15 protein-coding genes and 1 tRNA gene are annotated in these 18,682 nt (G+C 65.0%); 13 read left to right on the top strand and 3 right to left on the bottom strand.

Annotation, left to right across the window (positions count from 1 at the left end; genetic code table 11):
• Positions 1-48: 48 nt before the first annotated feature.
• The 13 genes from PT015_RS00665 to PT015_RS00605 all read left to right on the top strand — a co-directional run bounded on the left by PT015_RS00665 (position 49) and on the right by PT015_RS00605 (position 15,523).
• The gene (locus PT015_RS00665; RefSeq protein WP_285188093.1) at positions 49-1,518 is read left to right on the top strand and encodes an aldehyde dehydrogenase family protein; all 1,470 of its coding nucleotides are present in this window, start codon (positions 49-51) and stop codon (positions 1,516-1,518) included.
• Positions 1,519-1,574: 56 nt separating this feature from the next.
• Positions 1,575-2,012, top strand: a complete 438-nt coding sequence (locus PT015_RS00660) for a nitroreductase family deazaflavin-dependent oxidoreductase (RefSeq protein ID WP_285188091.1) — start codon at positions 1,575-1,577, stop codon at positions 2,010-2,012.
• A 3-nt stretch (positions 2,013-2,015) separates the two neighbouring features.
• The gene (locus tag PT015_RS00655; protein ID WP_285188089.1) at positions 2,016-3,284 is read left to right on the top strand and encodes a cytochrome P450; all 1,269 of its coding nucleotides are present in this window, start codon (positions 2,016-2,018) and stop codon (positions 3,282-3,284) included.
• 38 nt (positions 3,285-3,322) lie between these two features.
• On the top strand, positions 3,323-3,739 hold the full coding sequence (locus PT015_RS00650; protein WP_285188088.1) for a carboxymuconolactone decarboxylase family protein: 417 nt from the start codon (positions 3,323-3,325) through the stop codon (positions 3,737-3,739).
• Positions 3,740-3,789: 50 nt separating this feature from the next.
• Complete coding sequence (locus PT015_RS00645) at positions 3,790-5,229, top strand: MmgE/PrpD family protein (RefSeq protein ID WP_285188086.1); 1,440 nt, start codon at positions 3,790-3,792, stop codon at positions 5,227-5,229.
• A 4-nt stretch (positions 5,230-5,233) separates the two neighbouring features.
• On the top strand, positions 5,234-6,010 hold the full coding sequence (locus tag PT015_RS00640; protein WP_285188085.1) for an SDR family NAD(P)-dependent oxidoreductase: 777 nt from the start codon (positions 5,234-5,236) through the stop codon (positions 6,008-6,010).
• 97 nt (positions 6,011-6,107) lie between these two features.
• Entirely contained in the window at positions 6,108-7,304 is a 1,197-nt protein-coding gene (locus PT015_RS00635; RefSeq protein WP_285188084.1) for an MCE family protein, read from the top strand.
• Positions 7,305-7,369: 65 nt separating this feature from the next.
• A complete protein-coding gene (locus PT015_RS00630) occupies positions 7,370-8,356 on the top strand; it encodes an MCE family protein (RefSeq protein ID WP_285190847.1) in 987 nt (328 codons plus the stop codon).
• On the top strand, positions 8,343-9,407 hold the full coding sequence (locus tag PT015_RS00625; protein WP_285188083.1) for an MCE family protein: 1,065 nt from the start codon (positions 8,343-8,345) through the stop codon (positions 9,405-9,407). The genes PT015_RS00630 and PT015_RS00625 overlap by 14 nt, the downstream gene beginning before the upstream one ends.
• A complete protein-coding gene (locus PT015_RS00620; RefSeq protein ID WP_313825632.1) occupies positions 9,404-10,663 on the top strand; it encodes an MCE family protein in 1,260 nt (419 codons plus the stop codon). Before PT015_RS00625 ends, PT015_RS00620 begins: the two co-directional genes overlap by 4 nt.
• Positions 10,664-10,707: 44 nt before the next feature.
• The gene (locus PT015_RS00615) at positions 10,708-11,886 is read left to right on the top strand and encodes an MCE family protein (RefSeq protein WP_285188082.1); all 1,179 of its coding nucleotides are present in this window, start codon (positions 10,708-10,710) and stop codon (positions 11,884-11,886) included.
• Complete coding sequence (locus tag PT015_RS00610; RefSeq protein WP_285188081.1) at positions 11,886-13,553, top strand: MCE family protein; 1,668 nt, start codon at positions 11,886-11,888, stop codon at positions 13,551-13,553. The genes PT015_RS00615 and PT015_RS00610 overlap by 1 nt, the downstream gene beginning before the upstream one ends.
• Positions 13,554-13,654: 101 nt before the next feature.
• Entirely contained in the window at positions 13,655-15,523 is a 1,869-nt protein-coding gene (locus tag PT015_RS00605) for an exonuclease domain-containing protein (protein ID WP_285188079.1), read from the top strand.
• A 112-nt stretch (positions 15,524-15,635) separates the two neighbouring features.
• Here the strand turns inward: PT015_RS00605 and PT015_RS00600 are convergent.
• The 3 genes from PT015_RS00600 to pgm form a co-directional block, all read right to left on the bottom strand.
• Positions 15,636-15,711 (bottom strand) — tRNA-Ala (locus PT015_RS00600).
• A gap of 55 nt (positions 15,712-15,766) precedes the next feature.
• Positions 15,767-17,032, bottom strand: a complete 1,266-nt coding sequence (locus PT015_RS00595) for an MFS transporter (RefSeq protein WP_285188078.1) — start codon at positions 17,030-17,032, stop codon at positions 15,767-15,769.
• Positions 17,029-18,660: a phosphoglucomutase (alpha-D-glucose-1,6-bisphosphate-dependent) gene (pgm, locus tag PT015_RS00590; RefSeq protein WP_285188077.1), complete on the bottom strand. Its 1,632-nt coding sequence runs from the start codon at positions 18,658-18,660 to the stop codon at positions 17,029-17,031. Before pgm ends, PT015_RS00595 begins: the two co-directional genes overlap by 4 nt.
• Between the last annotated feature and the right edge of the window lie 22 nt (positions 18,661-18,682).

The raw sequence follows: 18,682 nt of genomic DNA, 5'->3' as shown, positions 1-18,682 counted from the left end.
AATAGCATCATTAATGCTGAAATACTAGCACCTAGGAGTGATCTGCGGATGGGGTCGTGGTACGCATCGGAGCACCTGGTCATCGGAGGACGCCAGGTGCCGGGCGAGGGTGCACCGCTGCCGGTGGAAAACCCGGCCACCGAGGAGGTGTTCACGACCGCGCCCACGGTCAGCGCGGCCCAGGTCGAAACGGCCATCGCCAGCGCCCGCCGATCCTTTGACACCGGGGTGTGGGCCTCTCAATCCCGCAGTGCGCGGCTGGCGACGCTGGCCTCGATGGCCCAGTGGCTGGCCGATCACCGCGACACGTTGGTCGAGACCGCGGTTCGCGAGGTTGGTGCGGTGCGCTCGCTGGCACGGCTGGCTCAGGTGGACATGGCGATCGACCAAGCCCGCCAGCTACCTGAGCTGTTCGCAACCCTGCCGGAGTGGGAGCACAACGAGATGCCGGTGGACGCGCTGGTCACCAGCAAAGACGTCCTGCTCAGCATCCGTAGCTACGAGCCGGTCGGCGTGGTCGCCGCGATCAGTCCCTATAACTTTCCGCTGCAGACCAACGTCTGGAAAGTGTTCTCCGCGTTGGCAACCGGATGTTCGGTCATCCTGCGACCCAGCCCCCTGACCCCGCTGACCGCGCTGGCCATGGGCGAGGCCGGGCTGGCTGCCGGACTGCCCGACGGGGTCCTCAACATCGTCGTCGAAGAAGGCACGGCAGCGGCCACCCAGCTGACCAGCGATCCGCGGGTGGACTGCGTGTCGTTCACCGGCTCGACGTCGGTGGGCCGCCAAATCGCCGCGCAGGCGGCGCCCACCGTGAAAAAGATGGTGCTTGAGTTGGGCGGCAAATCGGTGCAGCTGTATCTGCCCGACGGGCTCGACAAGCTGGGAACCGGGGCGCTAACCGTATTCGCCTCGCATTCTGGGCAGGCGTGCACCGCGCAGACCCGCGTGCTGGTACCCCACGACAGTCTCGATGCCGCGCTGGACACCATCACCTCGGTGCTTCCGTTCCTGCCGGTTGGTGATCCCGACGACGAGAAGACCATGATCGGTCCAGTCATCAGCGCCGCGCAGCGTGAGCGCATCGAAGACCTCATCGCCGCCGGCGTTAAGGCCGGCGGCGATGTCGTTACCGGCGGCAAACGGCCGCTGGGCCTGCAACGCGGCTACTACCTCGAGCCCACCGTGCTGCGCATCGCCGACAACGCCAATCCCGTTGCCCAGCAAGAGGTCTTCGGTCCAGTCCTGACCGTGCAGGGCTACCGCGACATCGACGACGCCGTCGCGATCGCCAACGACTCCGACTACGGCCTGGGCGGGGGCGTCTACACCGCCGACCTGCCCGCCGGCTTAGGAGTCGCGCGGCGCATCCGCTCGGGCACCGTACAGGTCAACCGCTCCGCGGCCTCGGCCTACACCCCCACCGGCGGTGTCAAGCAAAGCGGAGTCGGCCGCGAACGCGGCGTCGCCGGGCTACGCGAGTACCAGGACATCAAACACCTCGTGGTCGGACCGTGACCCGCGCTACGCGCGCCCACGCCCCGAAACCGTCTGTCGCTGAGAGGAATTCCGTCGTGACCCACGATGCCCCCCCGCCGAGTCTGGACCTGACACTGTTCGGCGACGAACACATCCGCCAATACCAGGACACTGACGGCGAGGTCGGCTACCTCTGGAACGGGGTGCCCACACTCATCCTGACCACCACCGGCCGCAAAACTGGCCAGCCGCGCGACAGCGCCCTGATCTGTGCCGCTGACGGCGATGACCACATCGTGATCGCCTCCCAAGGCGGGGCACCCAGCCACCCGCACTGGTATCACAACCTGCGCGCCGACCCGCACGTGCGCGTGCAGGTCAAAGCCGACCGATTCGATGCGCGCGCCCGCGTCGCCGAGGGCACCGAACGACAGCGACTGTGGGATCTGGCCGCCGCGACCTGGCCCAGCTACAACACCTACCAGAACCGCACCGAGCGTGTAATCCCCGTCGTCGTGCTCGAAAGGGCCTGAAATATGTTGGCCAACACGGCATTCACCCTCGATCCGGCCCGACTCAAAGAACTGTTCGACCTGCGCAGTGACGTCTATGAGATGCGCGGCGGATCGTTCGAAGGCGACCCCTATCCCGCATTCAACACTCTGCGCGAGTCCGGGCCGGTGCACCCGGGCACACCCGGCGAACTAGCCGGCTATCACGGTCCGGCGTTCTTCTCCGGGCTGCCCTTCGAAGACCGCCCCCACTTCACCGCCTTCGACTACGCCACCTGCAGTCAGGTGATCCAGGACCCCGACACCTTCCCAGCGTCCCAGCACGAACCGGGCACACCGGAATACGAAAGCCAGGCGATGCTGCTGTTCATGGACGGCAAACGGCACCGCCGCCTGCGGTCACTGGTCCGAAACGCGTTCACCCCCAAGCGATCCGGGTGGTGGCTCGACAACTGGGTACACGACATCATCGACGCCCTGTTCGCGCTGATCGCCGACAAAGGCCATGCCGACCTTAACGTCGAATTCTTCGCGCCTATCCCGCTGCTGACCATCTGCAGCAGCTTCGGGGTCAGCGTCGAAGAAGCCCTGCAGGTGCGCGCCGCGATCGTCTCCGACACCGCCGGCATCACCGCCATCTCCGAGATCGTCAAACCCATCGTCGCGGCGCGACGCCACAACGCGCGCGACGACCTGGTCAGCATGCTGGTCAACGAGGAATTCGAAGACGAAGACGGCACCCGCCACCGGCTCTCCGACGACGAAGTGCAACTGTTCTCTCTGCTGCTGCTCGCGGCCGGATCAGGCACCACCTGGAAACAACTGGGCATCACCATGCTCACGCTGCTGCAGCGGCCCCGCTGGCTGGCCCGCATCACCGCCGACCCCGACTGGATCCGCCCGTTTCTGGAGGAAACGCTGCGCTGGATGCCCACCGATCCCGCCTTCGCGCGATTCGCCAGCCAAGACACCACGCTGGGCGGCGTGGCGATCCCCAGGGGCGCGGTCGTGCACGCCTGCTTCGCCGCCGCCAACCGCGACCCCGCGCGCTGGGACAGTCCCGACGACTTCCTTCCCGGCCGGCCCATCCAAACCAACCTCGCGTTCGGCCGCGGCACCCACGTCTGCTTAGGCCAGCATGTCGCGCGCGCCGAAATCTGCACCGCCATCAAAGTTTTAACCCAACGCCTGCCCGGACTACGTCTCGATGACCGCGCGGAAACCCCCCGCATCATCGGCATGTATGAACGCGGCCCCACCAGCGTGCCCGTGCGCTGGGACCTTCCCCGCTAAGCACTGAGCCCACCCACCGCACCGAACAGGAGACCCACATGACCACCACTCACAGCGTCGAAGACACCTCGCGTTACGACACCGCCGCCGCCGTCCTTGATGACATGTTCGGCCCGTCGTGGCGCGACAAACAACGCGCCACCGGCATGAAAGCCGTCGATGACTTTCAACGCATCGCCGTCGAGCACTGCTACACCGACGTGTGGGCTCGAAACACGTTGGACCGCAAGACCCGCAGTGTGGCCTGCCTGTCGATCCTGGCAACCCTGGGCACCTGGGACGAATTCAAACTGCACGTCGAAGCCGCGCTGGCCAACGGCTGGACCCACGAAGAAGTCATGGAGATCGTGCTGCACCTCGTTCCCTACATCGGGGTGCCCAAATCGATCAAAGCGCTGCGCACCGCCGGTGAAACCTTCCAGGAACTGTTCACCCGCGACGCCGCCACAAGCTGAACTGCCCCGCCGCAATCCATCACCTCACCACCGACACAAGGGAGAACGACATGACTGACACGCTGGAACAATCCAAGCAGGAATACCTCGAGAGCAAGGCCGCAACCGAACCCGCCAAGCGCCGCGCACAGAACGTCGCCGAATGGGTGCAGCGCCTCGACTACAAAGACATCGACTCCGCGACAACAGAATTCACCAAGGCTCTGTTGCTCAAGACTGTCGCCGGCATGCTGGCCGGCTGCCGCGAACCCGCCGCACGGATCCTGACCACCTACTACGCCGAGCAGGGCGGCACCCCCGAGGCCGGTGTCGTGGGCGGCGGGTATCGCACCACCGTGGCCAACGCGGCGTTCACCAACGCCACCTTCGCGCACTCCTCAGAGCTCGAAGACAACGAGATGCCCAACTTCACCAGCGCCTACTGGGTGCTGCCGGGGCTGTTCCCGCTGGCCCAAAAGCAAACGGCCAGCGGCAAAGACCTCATCACCGCCGCCGTGACCGCCTGGGAGGTGGCCTCGCGCTACAACTCAGCCGGACCCGGCGAAGCGTTGATGTCGACCCACATCTGCCCTCCCACCTGGTTCGGTCCACTCGGTGTGGCGGCCGGAGCGGCCAAGCTGCTCAAACTCGACGCCGACCGCACCGAGCACGCCATCACCATGGCCGGATCGTGGGCCTGCGGCCTAGGACAGGCCGGCTGTGACACCCATTTCATCGAATCCGGGCACACCGCCCAGATGGGTGTGCAGTCCGCGCTCCTGGCCCGGCTCGGGGCCACCGCCGAACTCGGCGTGATCGACATCAAGAACGGTCTCTACGCACCCCTGGTCGCCAACAACGCGATCGACCTGTCGATCATCGACACCGACCTTGGGGTGGCGCCGTACCGGATCAACCGGGCCTGCATCAAGAAGTACTCGGCTTGCACCTACGCCCACACCTCAATCGATGCGCTCGGGCTGATCATGGCCGAGCACAACCTGAGCTATGACGACATCGAGTCGGTCACCAGCCGACAAGGCGTGATCGGCAACCTCGCGGTCGGCATCACCCCGAACCCGGTCGATCTGCAGGGCTCCCGATTCAGCGTGCACTACCTGCTGGCCGAGGTGATGCTCAAAGGCAAAATCACCGACCAGACCTTCGAAGACCTGTCCGCACTGGATGATCCGCGCTACCGCGAGGCGATGAACAAAGTCATCTCCACCGGCGACCACGAAGATTTCGGTGTCCATGCACCCGGCGCGGAGGTATTTGTCACAACCACCTCGGGCAAAACGTTTTCCCAGCGGCTCGACGGCTGGCTGGGCAGCCCCGAAGCGCCGCTGACCACCGAACAGATCCGCCAGGTCTGCCGGCCCTACCTGGAAACAACGCTGGGCCCCGATGCCGCGGACCGCGTCGAGCAACTCGTTCTGACTCTCGACACCCAACGCGACATCACCGAACTGATGGACATCCTCACCTTCCCGCACGGACACCGGCGCTAACACCATGCGCCTCAAAGAGAAAGTCGCCATCATCACCGGCGCGGGCTCCGGAGTCGGACGCGCCACGACCCTTCGCTTCCTGCAGGAGGGAGCGAAGGTCGTGTGCGCCGACATCGAGCCTGAATGGCTCGACCAGACAGTGGACTTGGCGGGCGGCGACGACGAGTCGGTCACCGGCGTGCAGTGCGATGTCTCGCAGGAGTCCGAGGTGAGCAAGCTCGTCGAACAATGCGTCTACCGGTTCGGCCAGCTCGACATCATGCACAACAACGCCGGAATCACCGGCCTCAAACCCGGCGCCACCACCGCAGAATTCACCGACGCCGAGTGGCAGAAGTTGATGCAGATCAACATCAGCAGCGTGTTCTACGGCGCCAAATACGCTGTCCGGCAGTTCAAACAGCAAGGCGGCGGCGGCGTCATTCTCAACACCGGATCGGTGGCCGGCATGGTCGGATTCGGCAGCGTGCTCTACGGCGCCACCAAAGGTGCGGTCAACCAGATGACCAAGGGTCTGGCCGTCGAATTCGCCGCCGACGGCATCCGGGTCAACGCCATCTGCCCCGCAGCAATGCCCTTGACCAACTTCTCGGCCACCCCCGACAAAAAGTTCGCGCCCGCCGATCAGAACCTGGTCGATTTAGTCGCCACCATCCATCCGCTGGGCCACATCATCACCGCCGAAGACTGCGCCGAGGCAGCGGTGTTCCTGTCCTGTGAGGAGGCCCGCAACATCACCGGTGTCCTGCTGCCCATCGACGGAGGATACGTCGCCAAGTAGAGCAACACCACCTCGCGCCAGTCGCAGTCGACGCGAACATGACACACGTTGTGCCCGAACTGAATCAACCATCACACCAGCGCAGGGGAGGTAGGAAGTGCGCAGCCGTCGTCCAACGATCGTCCGTCTCGCCGCGGCGGCGATGGCGGCAGCGATCGCCGCTGTGACCGCGATAACGTACCTGGCCTACACCTCCGCCTTCACCCCCACTGACACCGTCACGGTGGATGCCGCGCGCGCCGGGCTGGTCATGGAGCGCGACGCCAAAGTCAAATACCTCGGCGTCCACGTCGGGCGCGTCGCCGCGATCGCCTACGACCAGGGCCGCGCACGGCTGACGCTGGCCATCCGCCGCGACCAGATGGGCTACATCCCCGCCAACGCAGCGGTGCGCATCGCCGGCAACACCGTGTTCGGCGCCAAAAGCGTGGAATTCCTTGCCCCCGAGCATCCCTCCACCGACACCTTGGCGCCCGGCAGCCGGATCGCGGCGTCGTCGGTGGCGGTGGAGGTGAACACCCTGTTTCAGACGCTGGTCGACACCCTGCACAAGATCGACCCCACCGAACTCAACGCCACGCTGACCGCAGCCGGACAGGGGTTACGCGACAACGGAAACAATCTGGGTGCCGCCATGGCAGACCTGGACACCTACCTGTCGACGATCAACCCGAAACTACCAGCGCTGCAACGGGTCACGCAGAAAACCGCGGCCGTGGCCGACATTTACGCTAGCGCCGCACCCCACCTCGTCACCGTCGTGGACAACATCCCCGCCCTCAGCAACACCGTTGTCAGTCAACGCGACAATCTCAAAGCCACCCTGTTGTCGGCGATCGGGCTCGCCGACAACGGTTACCTGACCCTGCAACCGGCCGCCGATGACTACATCGCCACGATCAATCGGCTACGCGCCCCGCTCAAAGTGCTCGGTGACTACTCACCCGAATACGGCTGCCTGGTAACAGCATTGAGTTCGGCCAACCAGAAGTTCGGGCCCTACCTGGGTGGCTACGTGCCCGGTATCTCCCTGACCGCGAACTTCATGCTCGGCCAGCCCGCCTACACCTATCCCGAGAGCCTGCCCATCGTCAACGCCTCCGGCGGACCCAACTGCCGAGGTCTGCCCGACCTGCCCAGCAAGCAGTACGGCGGATCCTGGTTCCACTCCCCCTTCCTCGTCACCGACAACGCCTACGTCCCCTATCAACCCAACACTGAACTATCCATCGACGCGCCCTCGACACTGCAATTCCTCTTTCACGGCGCCTACGCAGAACGCGACGACTACTGATGCGCAGCAACACATCTGACTTGTCTGACCGCACAGCACTCAAGGTCGGCATCTTCACCATTGTCATGGTGTTGGTGCTCGCCGGGCTCGTCGTCATCTTCGGCCAGTTCCGGTTCGCCTCCACCACCACCTACCACGCCGACTTCACCAACATCTCCCGACTCAAAGCCGGCCAAGACGTCCGCATCGCCGGTGTTCCGGTCGGGTCGGTCTCCGACGTGGGGATCAACGGTGACCACGTCACCGTCGCCTTCACGGTAGACAAGCGCTACCAGCTCTACACCTCCACTCGCGCCGTCATCCGCTACCAGGACCTCGTCGGCAACCGCTACCTCGAGATCACCTCAGGGCCCGGCGAATTGCTGAAAATGCCGCCCGGAGCCACCATCGCGCGATCCCACACCCAGCCCGCCCTGGACCTCGACGCGCTGCTCGGCGGTCTGCGACCGGTCCTCAAAGGCCTCGATGGACACAAGATCAACGAGATCAGTAACGCGATCCTGGAACTGCTCGACGGCAAGGGCGGCGCACTGGCCGACATTTTGTCCAGCACCGGCGCGTTCACCCAGAACCTGGCGGCCCGCGACCACCTCATCGGTGAGGCCATCACCAACCTCGACACCGTGCTGCGCACCGTCGACGACAAAGGCACCCAACTCGACACCAGCATCGATCAGCTGCAGCACCTCGTGCACACCCTGGCCGCCGGGCGCGAACCGATCGCCGCAGCACTCGAGCCTCTGGCGTCGGCCGAAACCGACCTCACCGACATGCTGACTCACTCTCGACGCCCTTTGCGCGGCATCATCGAACACGCCCGCCCCCTGGCTGGCGCACTCGACGACCACAAAGATGACGTCAACCACATCATTGAGCCGCTCGCCGAAAACTACCTACGCCTCAGCGCCCTGGGCTCCTACGGCGCGTTCTTCAACATCTATAGCTGCTCGTTGAAAATCAAGATGAACGGCCCGGCGGGCAGCGACATTTACCTTCCGCTCGGTGGGCCCTCCGACATGGCAACCAGCAGGTGCGCCGATGCCCGCAAATAGTCCCCAACCCCGCGGACCGCTGCGCACCGGGCTGCTGGGCATCGTGCTCGTCACCTGCCTGGTGTTGGTCAGCGCGGGCTACACGACGCTGCCGTTCTATCCCCAGGGCCGCCCCTACACCGCCTATTTCGCCAATGCCGCCGGACTGTCCGTCGGCGACGACGTGCAGATCTACGGCTTCCCCGTGGGCAAAGTCACTGCGCTGCGGTTGTGCGCCACCGGCGCCCAAGTCGAATTCACCGTAACCCGCGGCATCGCAGTCGGCGACCAAACACTCGCCGCGATCAGAACCGACACAGTACTTGGCCAACGAGCGCTGTCGGTAGCCCCGGCCGGCTCTGGAACCGCGACATCAATCCCGTTGAGCCGCACCACAACCCCCTACACGCTATCTGGAGCACTGCAAGACATCGGCCGCTCGGCCACCGACATCGACCAGCCGCGGTTCGCCCGCGCCCTGCAGGTGCTCACCGACGCCCTGCACGACGCCACACCGCCGCTGCACAACGCGTTGACCGGGCTGGCGGCGCTATCGCACAGCATCAACGCCCGCGACCGGCAAGTCGATGACCTGCTGCACGCCGCACACACGGTGTCGGGGGTACTGGCCCACCGCGCCGGCCAACTCGACCAGATCATCAACGACGGCGACGACTTGTTCGCCGCACTGCACGCCCGCCAGCAAGCCCTCGCCACCCTGATCGGCGGGATCGACGACGTTGCCCGCCAGATCTCGGGATTCGTCGCCGACAACCGCGTCGAGTTCGGGCCCGCATTGACCAAACTCAACCTGGTCCTTGACAATCTCAACGCCCACCGCGAGCACCTCGATGCCGCCCTGACCCGGCTGCCCGCGTTCTCCACGACGCTGGCCGAAGTTGTCGGATCCGGGCCGGGATTCGACGCCAACATTTACGGTGTTCCCCCGCCCAACATCTCGGCACTGTTGTTAGACACCATCTTTCAGCCCGGCAAGCTTCCGGCCAGCCTGCATGACTACCTCGCCGGGCTGGTCTCAGAGCGCGCCCGGATCAGGCCGCAGACACCATGAGCGCGCCATGGCCGCCGATCCCGCGGCGCATCGCGCGCCTGGCGCTGGCGGCCGTGTTGGTCGCCGTTCTCGCCAGTGTGCTGATCGTGGCCCGTCCCGGCCGACGCCCGCCGCTGGTAGTGACTGCACAATTCGCCTCCTCGATCGGGCTCTACCCCGGTGATGAGGTGAAAATCGCCGGAATACCCGTGGGCTCGGTCGTCTCCATCACCCCCCGCGCCGAGGCCACCACCATCGTCTTGTCGATCGACCCCACCGTGCGGGTGCCCGCCGAGGCCCAGGCCATCCTCATCGACCCCAACCTGGTCTCGGCACGCTTCATCGAACTGGCACCCCTCTACACAAGCGGACCCACCCTGGCCTCAGGAGCGGTCATCCCGCAGTCCCGCACCGCGACCCCGGTCGAGTGGGACCAGGTCAAAGACGAACTGACCAAGCTCGCCACCCAACTCGGTCCACAAGCAGGATCGCTGCAAGGACCGCTGACCCGGGTGGTCAATCAGGCCGCAGACACCTTCGACGGCCAAGGCGAATCATTTCGCACCGCCGTGCACGAACTCGCGCGCACCGCCGGGCGCCTCGGTGATGACCGCACCGACCTGCTCGGCACCATCAAAAACCTGCACATCGTCGTTGATGCGCTGTCGGCCAGCAACACACAAATTGTGCAATTCTCCAACCACGTCGCCGCGGTGTCCCAGGTGCTCGCCGACAGCACCGCAGACCTCAACACCACCCTCGGGACCCTCAACCACGCACTTGGTGATGTCCGAAACTTCCTGCGTGACAACAACGACGCACTGATCGGGCAGGTCGACCGACTCAGCGAGTTCACCACCTTACTCAACGACCACAGCGACGACCTGCAGCAGGTTCTGCACATCGCCCCGCACGGGCTGGCCAACTTCTACAACATCTACAACCCCGCCCAAGCGTCCCTGTCAGGCATCTTGACGCTGCCCAACCTCGCCAACCCCGTGCAGTTCATCTGCGGAAGCTTCGACGGGGGCGGGGGAACTGACAACATCAAGCGCGCCGAAATCTGCCGCGAACGCATGGCGCCGGTCCTCAAACGGCTGACCATGAACTATCCGCCGATCCTGTTTCACCCCATCAACGCCATCAACGCCTACAAGGGCCAAACCATCTACGACACCCCCCAAACCCAGGAGAAAGCCCAAACCCCGATCTCGCAGCTGCAGTGGATACCAGCTCCCGGCGTCACACCACCCCACATCGCCCCCGACGCCCCCTGAGCGACCTCATGCTCCCACCGCCACCTCAGCCGAAACGGTAATCAATGCGCCTGCCTCACAGAGCTTTCCGCGCGGCGCGGTCGCTGTCGGCCATCGCCGCGGCGATGCTGACCATCACCGGCTGCCATTTCGACGGGGTCAACTCGCTGCCCTTGCCCGGCACCGCCGGACACGGACGCGGAGCCCTGCGCGTCACCGTTGACGTTCCCGACGTGTCCACGCTGCCGCAGAACTCACCGGTCATGCACGACGACGTCACCATCGGCAGCATCGCCACCATCGCGGCCCGCCAACGCCGCGACGGCACCTTCTACGCCGAAGTCACCCTCGCCCTCAACCCTGACGTCGCTCTGCCGGCCAACTGCGAAGCCAAAGTCGCCCAGACCTCACTGCTGGGCTCACAGCACATCGAACTGGCCCCGCCGGCCGCCACCACCCCGACCGGCGCGCTGCGCGCCGGCGCCCGCATTCCCATCAGCCGTTCCGGGCACTCCCCCAGCACCGAGGAAGTGCTCTCCGCCCTGGGCGTCGTGGTCAACAAAGGCAACCTCGGTGCCCTAGGCGAGATCACCGATGAGCTCTACCAAGCCGTCGCCGGGCGCGCCGGCCACTTCACCGACCTGCTACCCCGCCTGGCCGAGCTGACCGCCTCGATCGACGCGCAAAGCAACGACATCCTCGCCGCCGTCGACCACCTCAACCGCTTCGCTGCAACCGTGGCCCACAGCAGCAACGCCCTCAGCGACGCCCTGCAGTCACTGCCCGCGGCCCTGCAGATCCTCAACAGCGACGGCGACACCATTGTCGCCACCTTCGCCGCGCTGCGCCGCCTGGCCGACGTCGCCGCCCACACACTGGCACGCACTAAAACCGACTTCGCCGCCGACGTCAAGGAAGCCAACGCCGTCATCGCTCCCCTCGCCGACAACATCAACAAACTCATCGACGCACTGCCGATCATCCCGGCATTTCCCCTACCGCTGAACGGGGTGCCTCGGGCCGTGCGCGGCGACTTCCTCAACACGTTCCTCACCCTCGACCTCACCGTGCGCCGTCTCGGTGAAAACATCTTCACCACCTCAGGACTGGACGCCAACATGAAACACCTAGCCGAGGTGGTCAAGCCGCCAGAATTCCTCATCGGCGAACTCGCCGGCCTGTCCGGGCAAGCCGCCGACCCCTTTCAGATTCCGGCACCCCCATCACCGAACACGGGTCGCTGATGCTGACCCGCCTCATCCGCTGGCAACTCGCCATCTTCGCCACCGTGACCGTCGTCGCCGTCGGCGCCGTCGCTATCCTCTACCTACGTCTCCCGACACAGCTGGGCATCGGAACGTACTCGGTCACAGCGAACTTCGCCGCCAGCGGCGGTCTGTACGCCAACGCCAACGTCACCTACCGAGGGGCCACCATCGGCCGCGTCACGGCCATCACCCTGACGAAAAATCGCGGTGTCGATGCGCACCTCACCTTGAACTCCAAGACCCCGATTCCCGCCAACGTCACCGCCAGCGTGAAAAGCCGCTCCGCGATCGGAGAGCAATTCCTCGACCTCACCCCGCCACCAGGTGCCTCGAGTTCCTTGCTGCACAATGGTTCACACATCGACCGCGCCCACACCGTGCTGAGCCAAGACGTCACCGGACTGCTCGCCCAAACCGACCAACTCGTGAACTCGGTGCGCGACAGCCGAATCCGCGAACTGCTTCACCAAACATTCCAGGCGTTCGACGGCACCGGCCCCGAACTCGCGCGGCTGATCCAATCCACACAACTGCTTATCCACGACGCTAACGCCGACTCCGCTGAGGCCACCGCACTCATCGACCAAGCCGGACCATTCCTTGACGCACAACTTGCCAGCGGCCCCCAAATCAACCGTATCGCCGACGGCCTGGCGCGTCTGACCACCCATCTCAACAGTGCCGATCCCCAAATCCGCGACCTACTGTCCACCACGCCGCAAGCCGCGACCTACATCAACACCGCATTCACCGGCATCCGACCGACATTCCCGATCCTGGCGGCAAACCTTGCCAACGCCGGCCGCATCGGCGTCATCTACCACAAGTCCATCGAACAAGCCCTCGTGCTGATACCGGCGCTGACCGCGATGCTCATCACCGTCGCCGGCCAAAGCACCTCCGACGAGGGCGTCAAAGCCGACTTCAAACTCAACCTTGGCGCACCACCGCCATGCTTGACCGGCTTCTTGTCACCCCACGAAATACGCACCCCCGGCGACCTCACCCTGCGTGACGTTCCCAAAGACCTCTACTGCAAAGTCCCGCAAAGCGATCCCACCGTCGTCCGTGGCGCGCGTAACTATCCGTGTCAGGAGTTTCCCGGCAAGCGCGCGCCCACCGTCCAGCTCTGCCGTGATCCCAAAGGCTACGAACCCATCGGATCCAATCCGTGGCGCGGCCCCCCTGTCCCCACCGGTATCCAGCCCACTAACCCACGAAATATCTTGCCTCCCAATAATTATCCCTACATACCACCCGGCGTCGACTACGACCCCGGCAACCCAGTCGTGCACCTGCCCCCCGGGGTTGCACCAGGCCCCGGACCCGCACTGGTGCCGCCCTACCCAACCCAAGCTCCGCCCGCCGACGGGCCCCGCCCTCCACCACTGCCCTATAAACCGCCGTCCGACCAGCGTGTGCCGCCCTACGGGCAGTCACCCGCGGCATCGAACAGCGCAGCCACAGCCACCCACGCGGATCCAGTGACAAGCGCCGAGCCGGCCGTCGTGACCTACGACCAGCACCGCGGCACCTACCTCGATCCAGCTAGCGGCCAAATTGGTGTCTTCGCCTCCGGAGCGAAAAAGATTGCAACGCCCGAAAACTGGGTCGACCTTATGACCTACCCGAGAACTGACTGAGGGCTACCCCCGCTGCTTTCGATCACTCTCGAAGTCGGCGGATTTCGTCGGTCCCGTTCAGTAATGTCCCGTGCGATTCGTTTAACTGCATTGGGGAGTCCATGTCAGCTGCAGCCGGTTGGTACTCAGATCCTTGGAGTCAGGCCACGCTCCGCTGGTGCGATGGTATTCGTTGGACGAAATGGACCTACGGCTCGGAACCGCCGATTGCTCCCGGCAATGCGACGCAGCCGGGCCGCGGATTACAGGACTCGACAGCTGGCAGCGAGAGCGGGCTCTCTGCGCTGCTGAGTGACGCCGATCGGATCGCCGTCATCGACGTAGAGACCACAGGACTGTTCAGCGCCGACCGCGTCGTTGAGGTCGCGGTCGTTTCGCTAGATCGCAACGGTTCGGTGGTAGACGAATTCGAGTGTTTGATCAACCCGCTGCGTGACCCTGGCCCTACATGGATTCACGGGCTAACACCGTCGATCCTGCAGGGCGCACCGGCGTTCGACGACATTGCACTCCATCTAGCCGCCCTAATCGACGGCGCGGTCGTCGCTGCTCACAATCTTTGCTTCGACCGCCGGCTCCTGGGCTACGAGTTCGACCGCCTCGGTATTGACGTCGACTGGGGAGACGGCCTCGACACCCTGCGTGCCGTGGGCGGCTGCAAATTGAGCGCCGCCTGCATGGACTACGGAGTCCAGCTGCACGGCGCCCATCGCGCATTAACCGATGCGCGCGCGACGACCGAGCTTCTGCTCAAAGTCGTCGACTTCTTCCGCAGTTGCCGGCCCGCGTCCGCGCGTCCCGTGTCCGCGTCGTTTCCGAGAGTGCTGACGCGCGACGGGTTGACCGCCGTTGACGTCGAACGCCCCTACGTGACGCGGCTGGCGGCGAATCTACATAGTTCAGCTGATTTTGCCCCGTACGTGACTCTGTTGGATTACGCCGTGGCAGACCTGAGATTCGACGCCGATGAGCGCCGCGAATTGTCACAACTGGCCGAGGACCTAGGCCTCAACGAACGCGGCCGTGCACAAGCGCACCGAGAGTTTCTTCAGGGTGTGATCGATGCTGCTCTGGATGACGGCGCAGTGACCGATGACGAATTCGATCAGCTCTGTCGGACGGCGGCTCTGCTCCAGCTCGATGACGCGGTGGTGTACGCGCGCACGAATCCCTACCGCATCACCACCGAGGCGCTCCACCTTCACCCCGGCATGCGGATTTGCTTTACCGGAGCCGCGCTGCGGCCGAATGGTGACCCATTAGAACGGGACGATCTCGAAACTCATGCGCGCCAACATGATCTCGAACCGGTAAGCGCGGTGACGAAAAAGAACTGCGATCTACTGGTAGCTGCCGATCCCGCATCGATGTCCAGAAAGGCAAAGGATGCAAAGAAATTCGGCATCCCCATCGCATCGGTGTCCGACTACTTGACGGCGCTGCGTACCCGATCACCACTCCTGGCAAATCGACTTCCGGCCAAGGGCGTGGGGCTCGTGTGCTCGATATGCGGCCACACGTGGATCGCCGCGCGACGTCGTGGTGAGCCTGTCTGCGATGGGTGCCGTCAACCGGCCAAGCCGTCTTCTGGGCCGAACGACGGCCAGAACGCCACCAATACGAATACTCGTGCTGATCGCCTCGATCGCTGTCGCGAGGCCGTCGATCTTCAACAGAAAGGATTGAGCCGCCGGGACATTGGCGCAACGATTGGCGTAAGCGACGACACAGTGAAGGGCCTCCTTCGCGATGGAAAGTTCTACGCCGACCCAACGACAGACCCCACGCGACTTGACCTGGCGAAGCTAGCTGCGGCAGCGAGATCCGAGGGCGTTCCGCGGGCAGTCTTCTGCGATCAGGCGCGGCTATCGAAAGGCAAAGCCGACGAGGTTTGGAAAGATGCCGATGTTCTGTTCAGCGAGTCCAACGCAACGCGCCACTTAGGAAGAGTTGTCGATGAAACAAGCTGACATGAGTGCAATCGCCGTAGTGAATAGCGATTCTGACAGAGTGGCAATCTGGCACGACGGTCTTGACGGCGTCGCAGTCTCGAGGTCTTTTGGCCTTTGAGCTGCGACTTCCTGGTGGAGCTAAGGGGATTCGAACCCCTGACCCCCACACTGCCAGTGTGGTGCGCTACCAACTGCGCCATAGCCCCGAAAGTTGTGCCTGTCGAAGTTACACCACGGCCTACCCGCCTTCAAAGTCGCTGCTCAGGCGAGCTCCGAACTGCCCCCGGCCTCCCACGTGTCCGAGCCTTCATGTCCCACCACCCGCGTTTCCGGGGCGAATATCCACACGACCCCCGCGGCGAACAGCACGACCGCGCTGATCACGAAGCCCCACTGGAAGCTCAGATGCTGGGCAATCTCGGTCACGGTCATCGAGCCGACGATCGCACCGAGATCGACCGTCATCTGGAACGTCGACACCGCGGTGCCGGTGCGCGCCGAGCTGCCCAGAATGTCGGCGATCGCCGCCTGCTGGGGCGAGGCAACAATTCCCGACGCCGCGCCGCCGAGAAAGGCGGCAACCAGGAACACGGGCAGCATCGTCGATGCACCCAGGAGCAGCGTCGCCACGCTGCAACCCATCAGCCCGCCGATGAGCAGGTGGCGGCGGCCGATCCGGTCGGAAAGATGACCACTGGGCATTGCGACCGCGAGGTTGCCCAGCGCGAAAACCCCGAGGGCCAGACCCGTCATCCGCGGACCGCGACCCAACACGTCGGAGATGAACAGCGGCACCACGGCCATTCGCAGCCCGAACACCGCCCAGCCCGTCGCGAAGTTGGACACCAATGCGGCGCGGTAGGCGGGGTGCCGCATCGCAACGCGAACCGTCACCGCCGGCTCGGCGTGCTCGGCGGGTGCGCCCAGCGTCGATCTCCGCAAGGTATGTGCCACAACGAATGTCGTGAGCAGAACCGCGACGCCGTACATCAGGAACGGCGCCCGGAGCCCGAGTCCCGCGGTGAGGCTGCCGACCAGCGGGCCGGCCGCCGCCCCGACCAGAAACGAGGTCGCGAACAGGCCGGCCACCCGGCCACGCGCGTCGGGCGGGCTGATCCGAATCATCAGGCCCAGCGCGGAGATGAAGAACATCGTCGAGCCGATGCCACCGATCGCACGGAGCAACAGGAGTTCCCAATAGCTGTGGATGAACGCGCACACCCCGGTGGCGACCGACACGATCAGTAGCCCGGTGAGGTAGATCCATTGCTCCCCCAACCGCTGCACCAGCAACCCGGTCGGCGGGGCAGCAAAGAGCCGCATCACCGAAAAAATGGTGATCGCGAACGTCACGGCGCCCATGCTGGCGCCGAACGATCGGGTGAAGGCCGGCAACACCGGTGACACCACGCCGTAGCCGAGCGCGGCCACCGCGTTCGCGGCGATCAGCACCCACGCTTCGCTCGGTAACCTCGCTTTACGGCGTCGCCACGCTGTGTAACGGGCGCGCGGAGAGACGAGGATCACCCAATGACTTTATCCACCACCATTTGGGCCTCTCGCTGCACCTCCGCTAGGTGCTCAGGTCCGCTAAATGATTCCGCGTAAATCTTGTAGACGTCCTCGGTGCCCGACGGCCGCGCGGCAAACCAGGCGTTCGCCGTAGTGACCTTCAATCCGCCGAGCGCCGCGCCGTTGCCAGGAGCCGTCGTCAGCTTCGCGATGATCTCCTCGCCGGCCAGTTCGGTCGCGCCGACCTGCTCCGGCGACAGCTTCGACAGCCGGGCCTTCTGGTCGCGGTTGGCTGGCGCGTCGAGCCGCGCGTAGGTCGGTGCCCCGTACTTCTCCGTCAGCTCCCAGTAGCGCTGCGACGGGCTCGAGCCGGTCACGGCGAGGATCTCGCTGGCGAGCAGCGCCAGGATGATGCCGTCCTTGTCGGTGGTCCACACCGAGCCGTCCCGGCGCAGGAACGATGCCCCGGCCGACTCCTCGCCGCCGAAGCCGATGGTGCCGCCAATCAGGCCGTCGACGAACCACTTGAAGCCGACAGGTACCTCGACAAGCTTGCGCCCAAGTCCGGCGACCGCGCGGTCGATGATCGACGAGCTGACCGCGGTCTTGCCGACGGCCACGCCGTCGGGCCAGTTCGGGCGGTGGGTGTAGAGGTAGTCGATGGCGACCGCGAGGTAGTGGTTCGGGTTCATCAGCCCGCCGTCGGGCGTGACGATGCCGTGCCGGTCGGAGTCGGCGTCGTTGCCCGTCGCGATCTGGTAGCGGTCCCGGTTGGCGATCAGGGAGGCCATCGCGTTCGGTGAGCTGCAGTCCATTCGGATCTTGCCGTCATGGTCGAGCGTCATGAACCGCCACGTCGCGTCGACCAGCGGGTTGACCACGCTGAGGTCCAGGCGGTGCCGCTCGGCGATCGCGGCCCAGTAGTCGACGCTGGCGCCGCCGAGGGGATCCGCGCCAATGCGGATGCCTTCTTTTCGGATGATGTCGATGTCGACGACGTTCGGCAGGTCGGCCACGTACGCGTCCATATAGTCGTGCCGCTGGACGGTCTGCAGCGCGCGGGCCAGCGGAATCCGTTTGACGGTGTCGCCACTGCGAAGAATCTCGTTGGCGCGCGCGGCAATTGCATTGGTCGCGTCGGTATCGGCCGGGCCACCGTTGGGCGGGTTGTACTTGAAGCCCCCGTCGTAGGGCGGGTTGTGCGAGGGCGTCACCACGATCCCGTCGGCCAGTGCGTCGCTTCGGCCGCGGTTGTAGGTGAGAATCGCGTGGCTGACCGCCGGGGTGGGCGTGTACCGGTCGGCTGAGTCGACGGCCGTGACGACGTCGTTGGCGGCGAGCACCTCGAGCGCCGAGACCCACGCCGGCTCGGAGAGCCCGTGAGTGTCGCGGCCGATGAACAACGGTCCGGTCGTGCCGTGCGCGCCGCGGTATTCGACGATCGCCTGGGTAATGGCCAGGATGTGCGCCTCGTTGAACGCGCCATTCAGCGCCGAGCCGCGATGTCCGGAAGTCCCGAACGCCACCTGCTGAGCGACGTCGTCGGGATCAGGTGTGACCGAGTAGTAGGAGGTGATCAGATGGGGCAGATCGACGAGGTCTTCGGGCTGAGCCGGCTGACCGGCGCGAGGGTTGGCGACCATGACATCGATTCTGCCGAATAAG

The sequence above is a fragment of the Candidatus Mycobacterium wuenschmannii genome (genome assembly GCF_030252325.1).
GTDB lineage: Bacteria > Actinomycetota > Actinomycetes > Mycobacteriales > Mycobacteriaceae > Mycobacterium > Mycobacterium wuenschmannii.
This window is presented reverse-complemented; position numbering and strand designations above follow the sequence as displayed.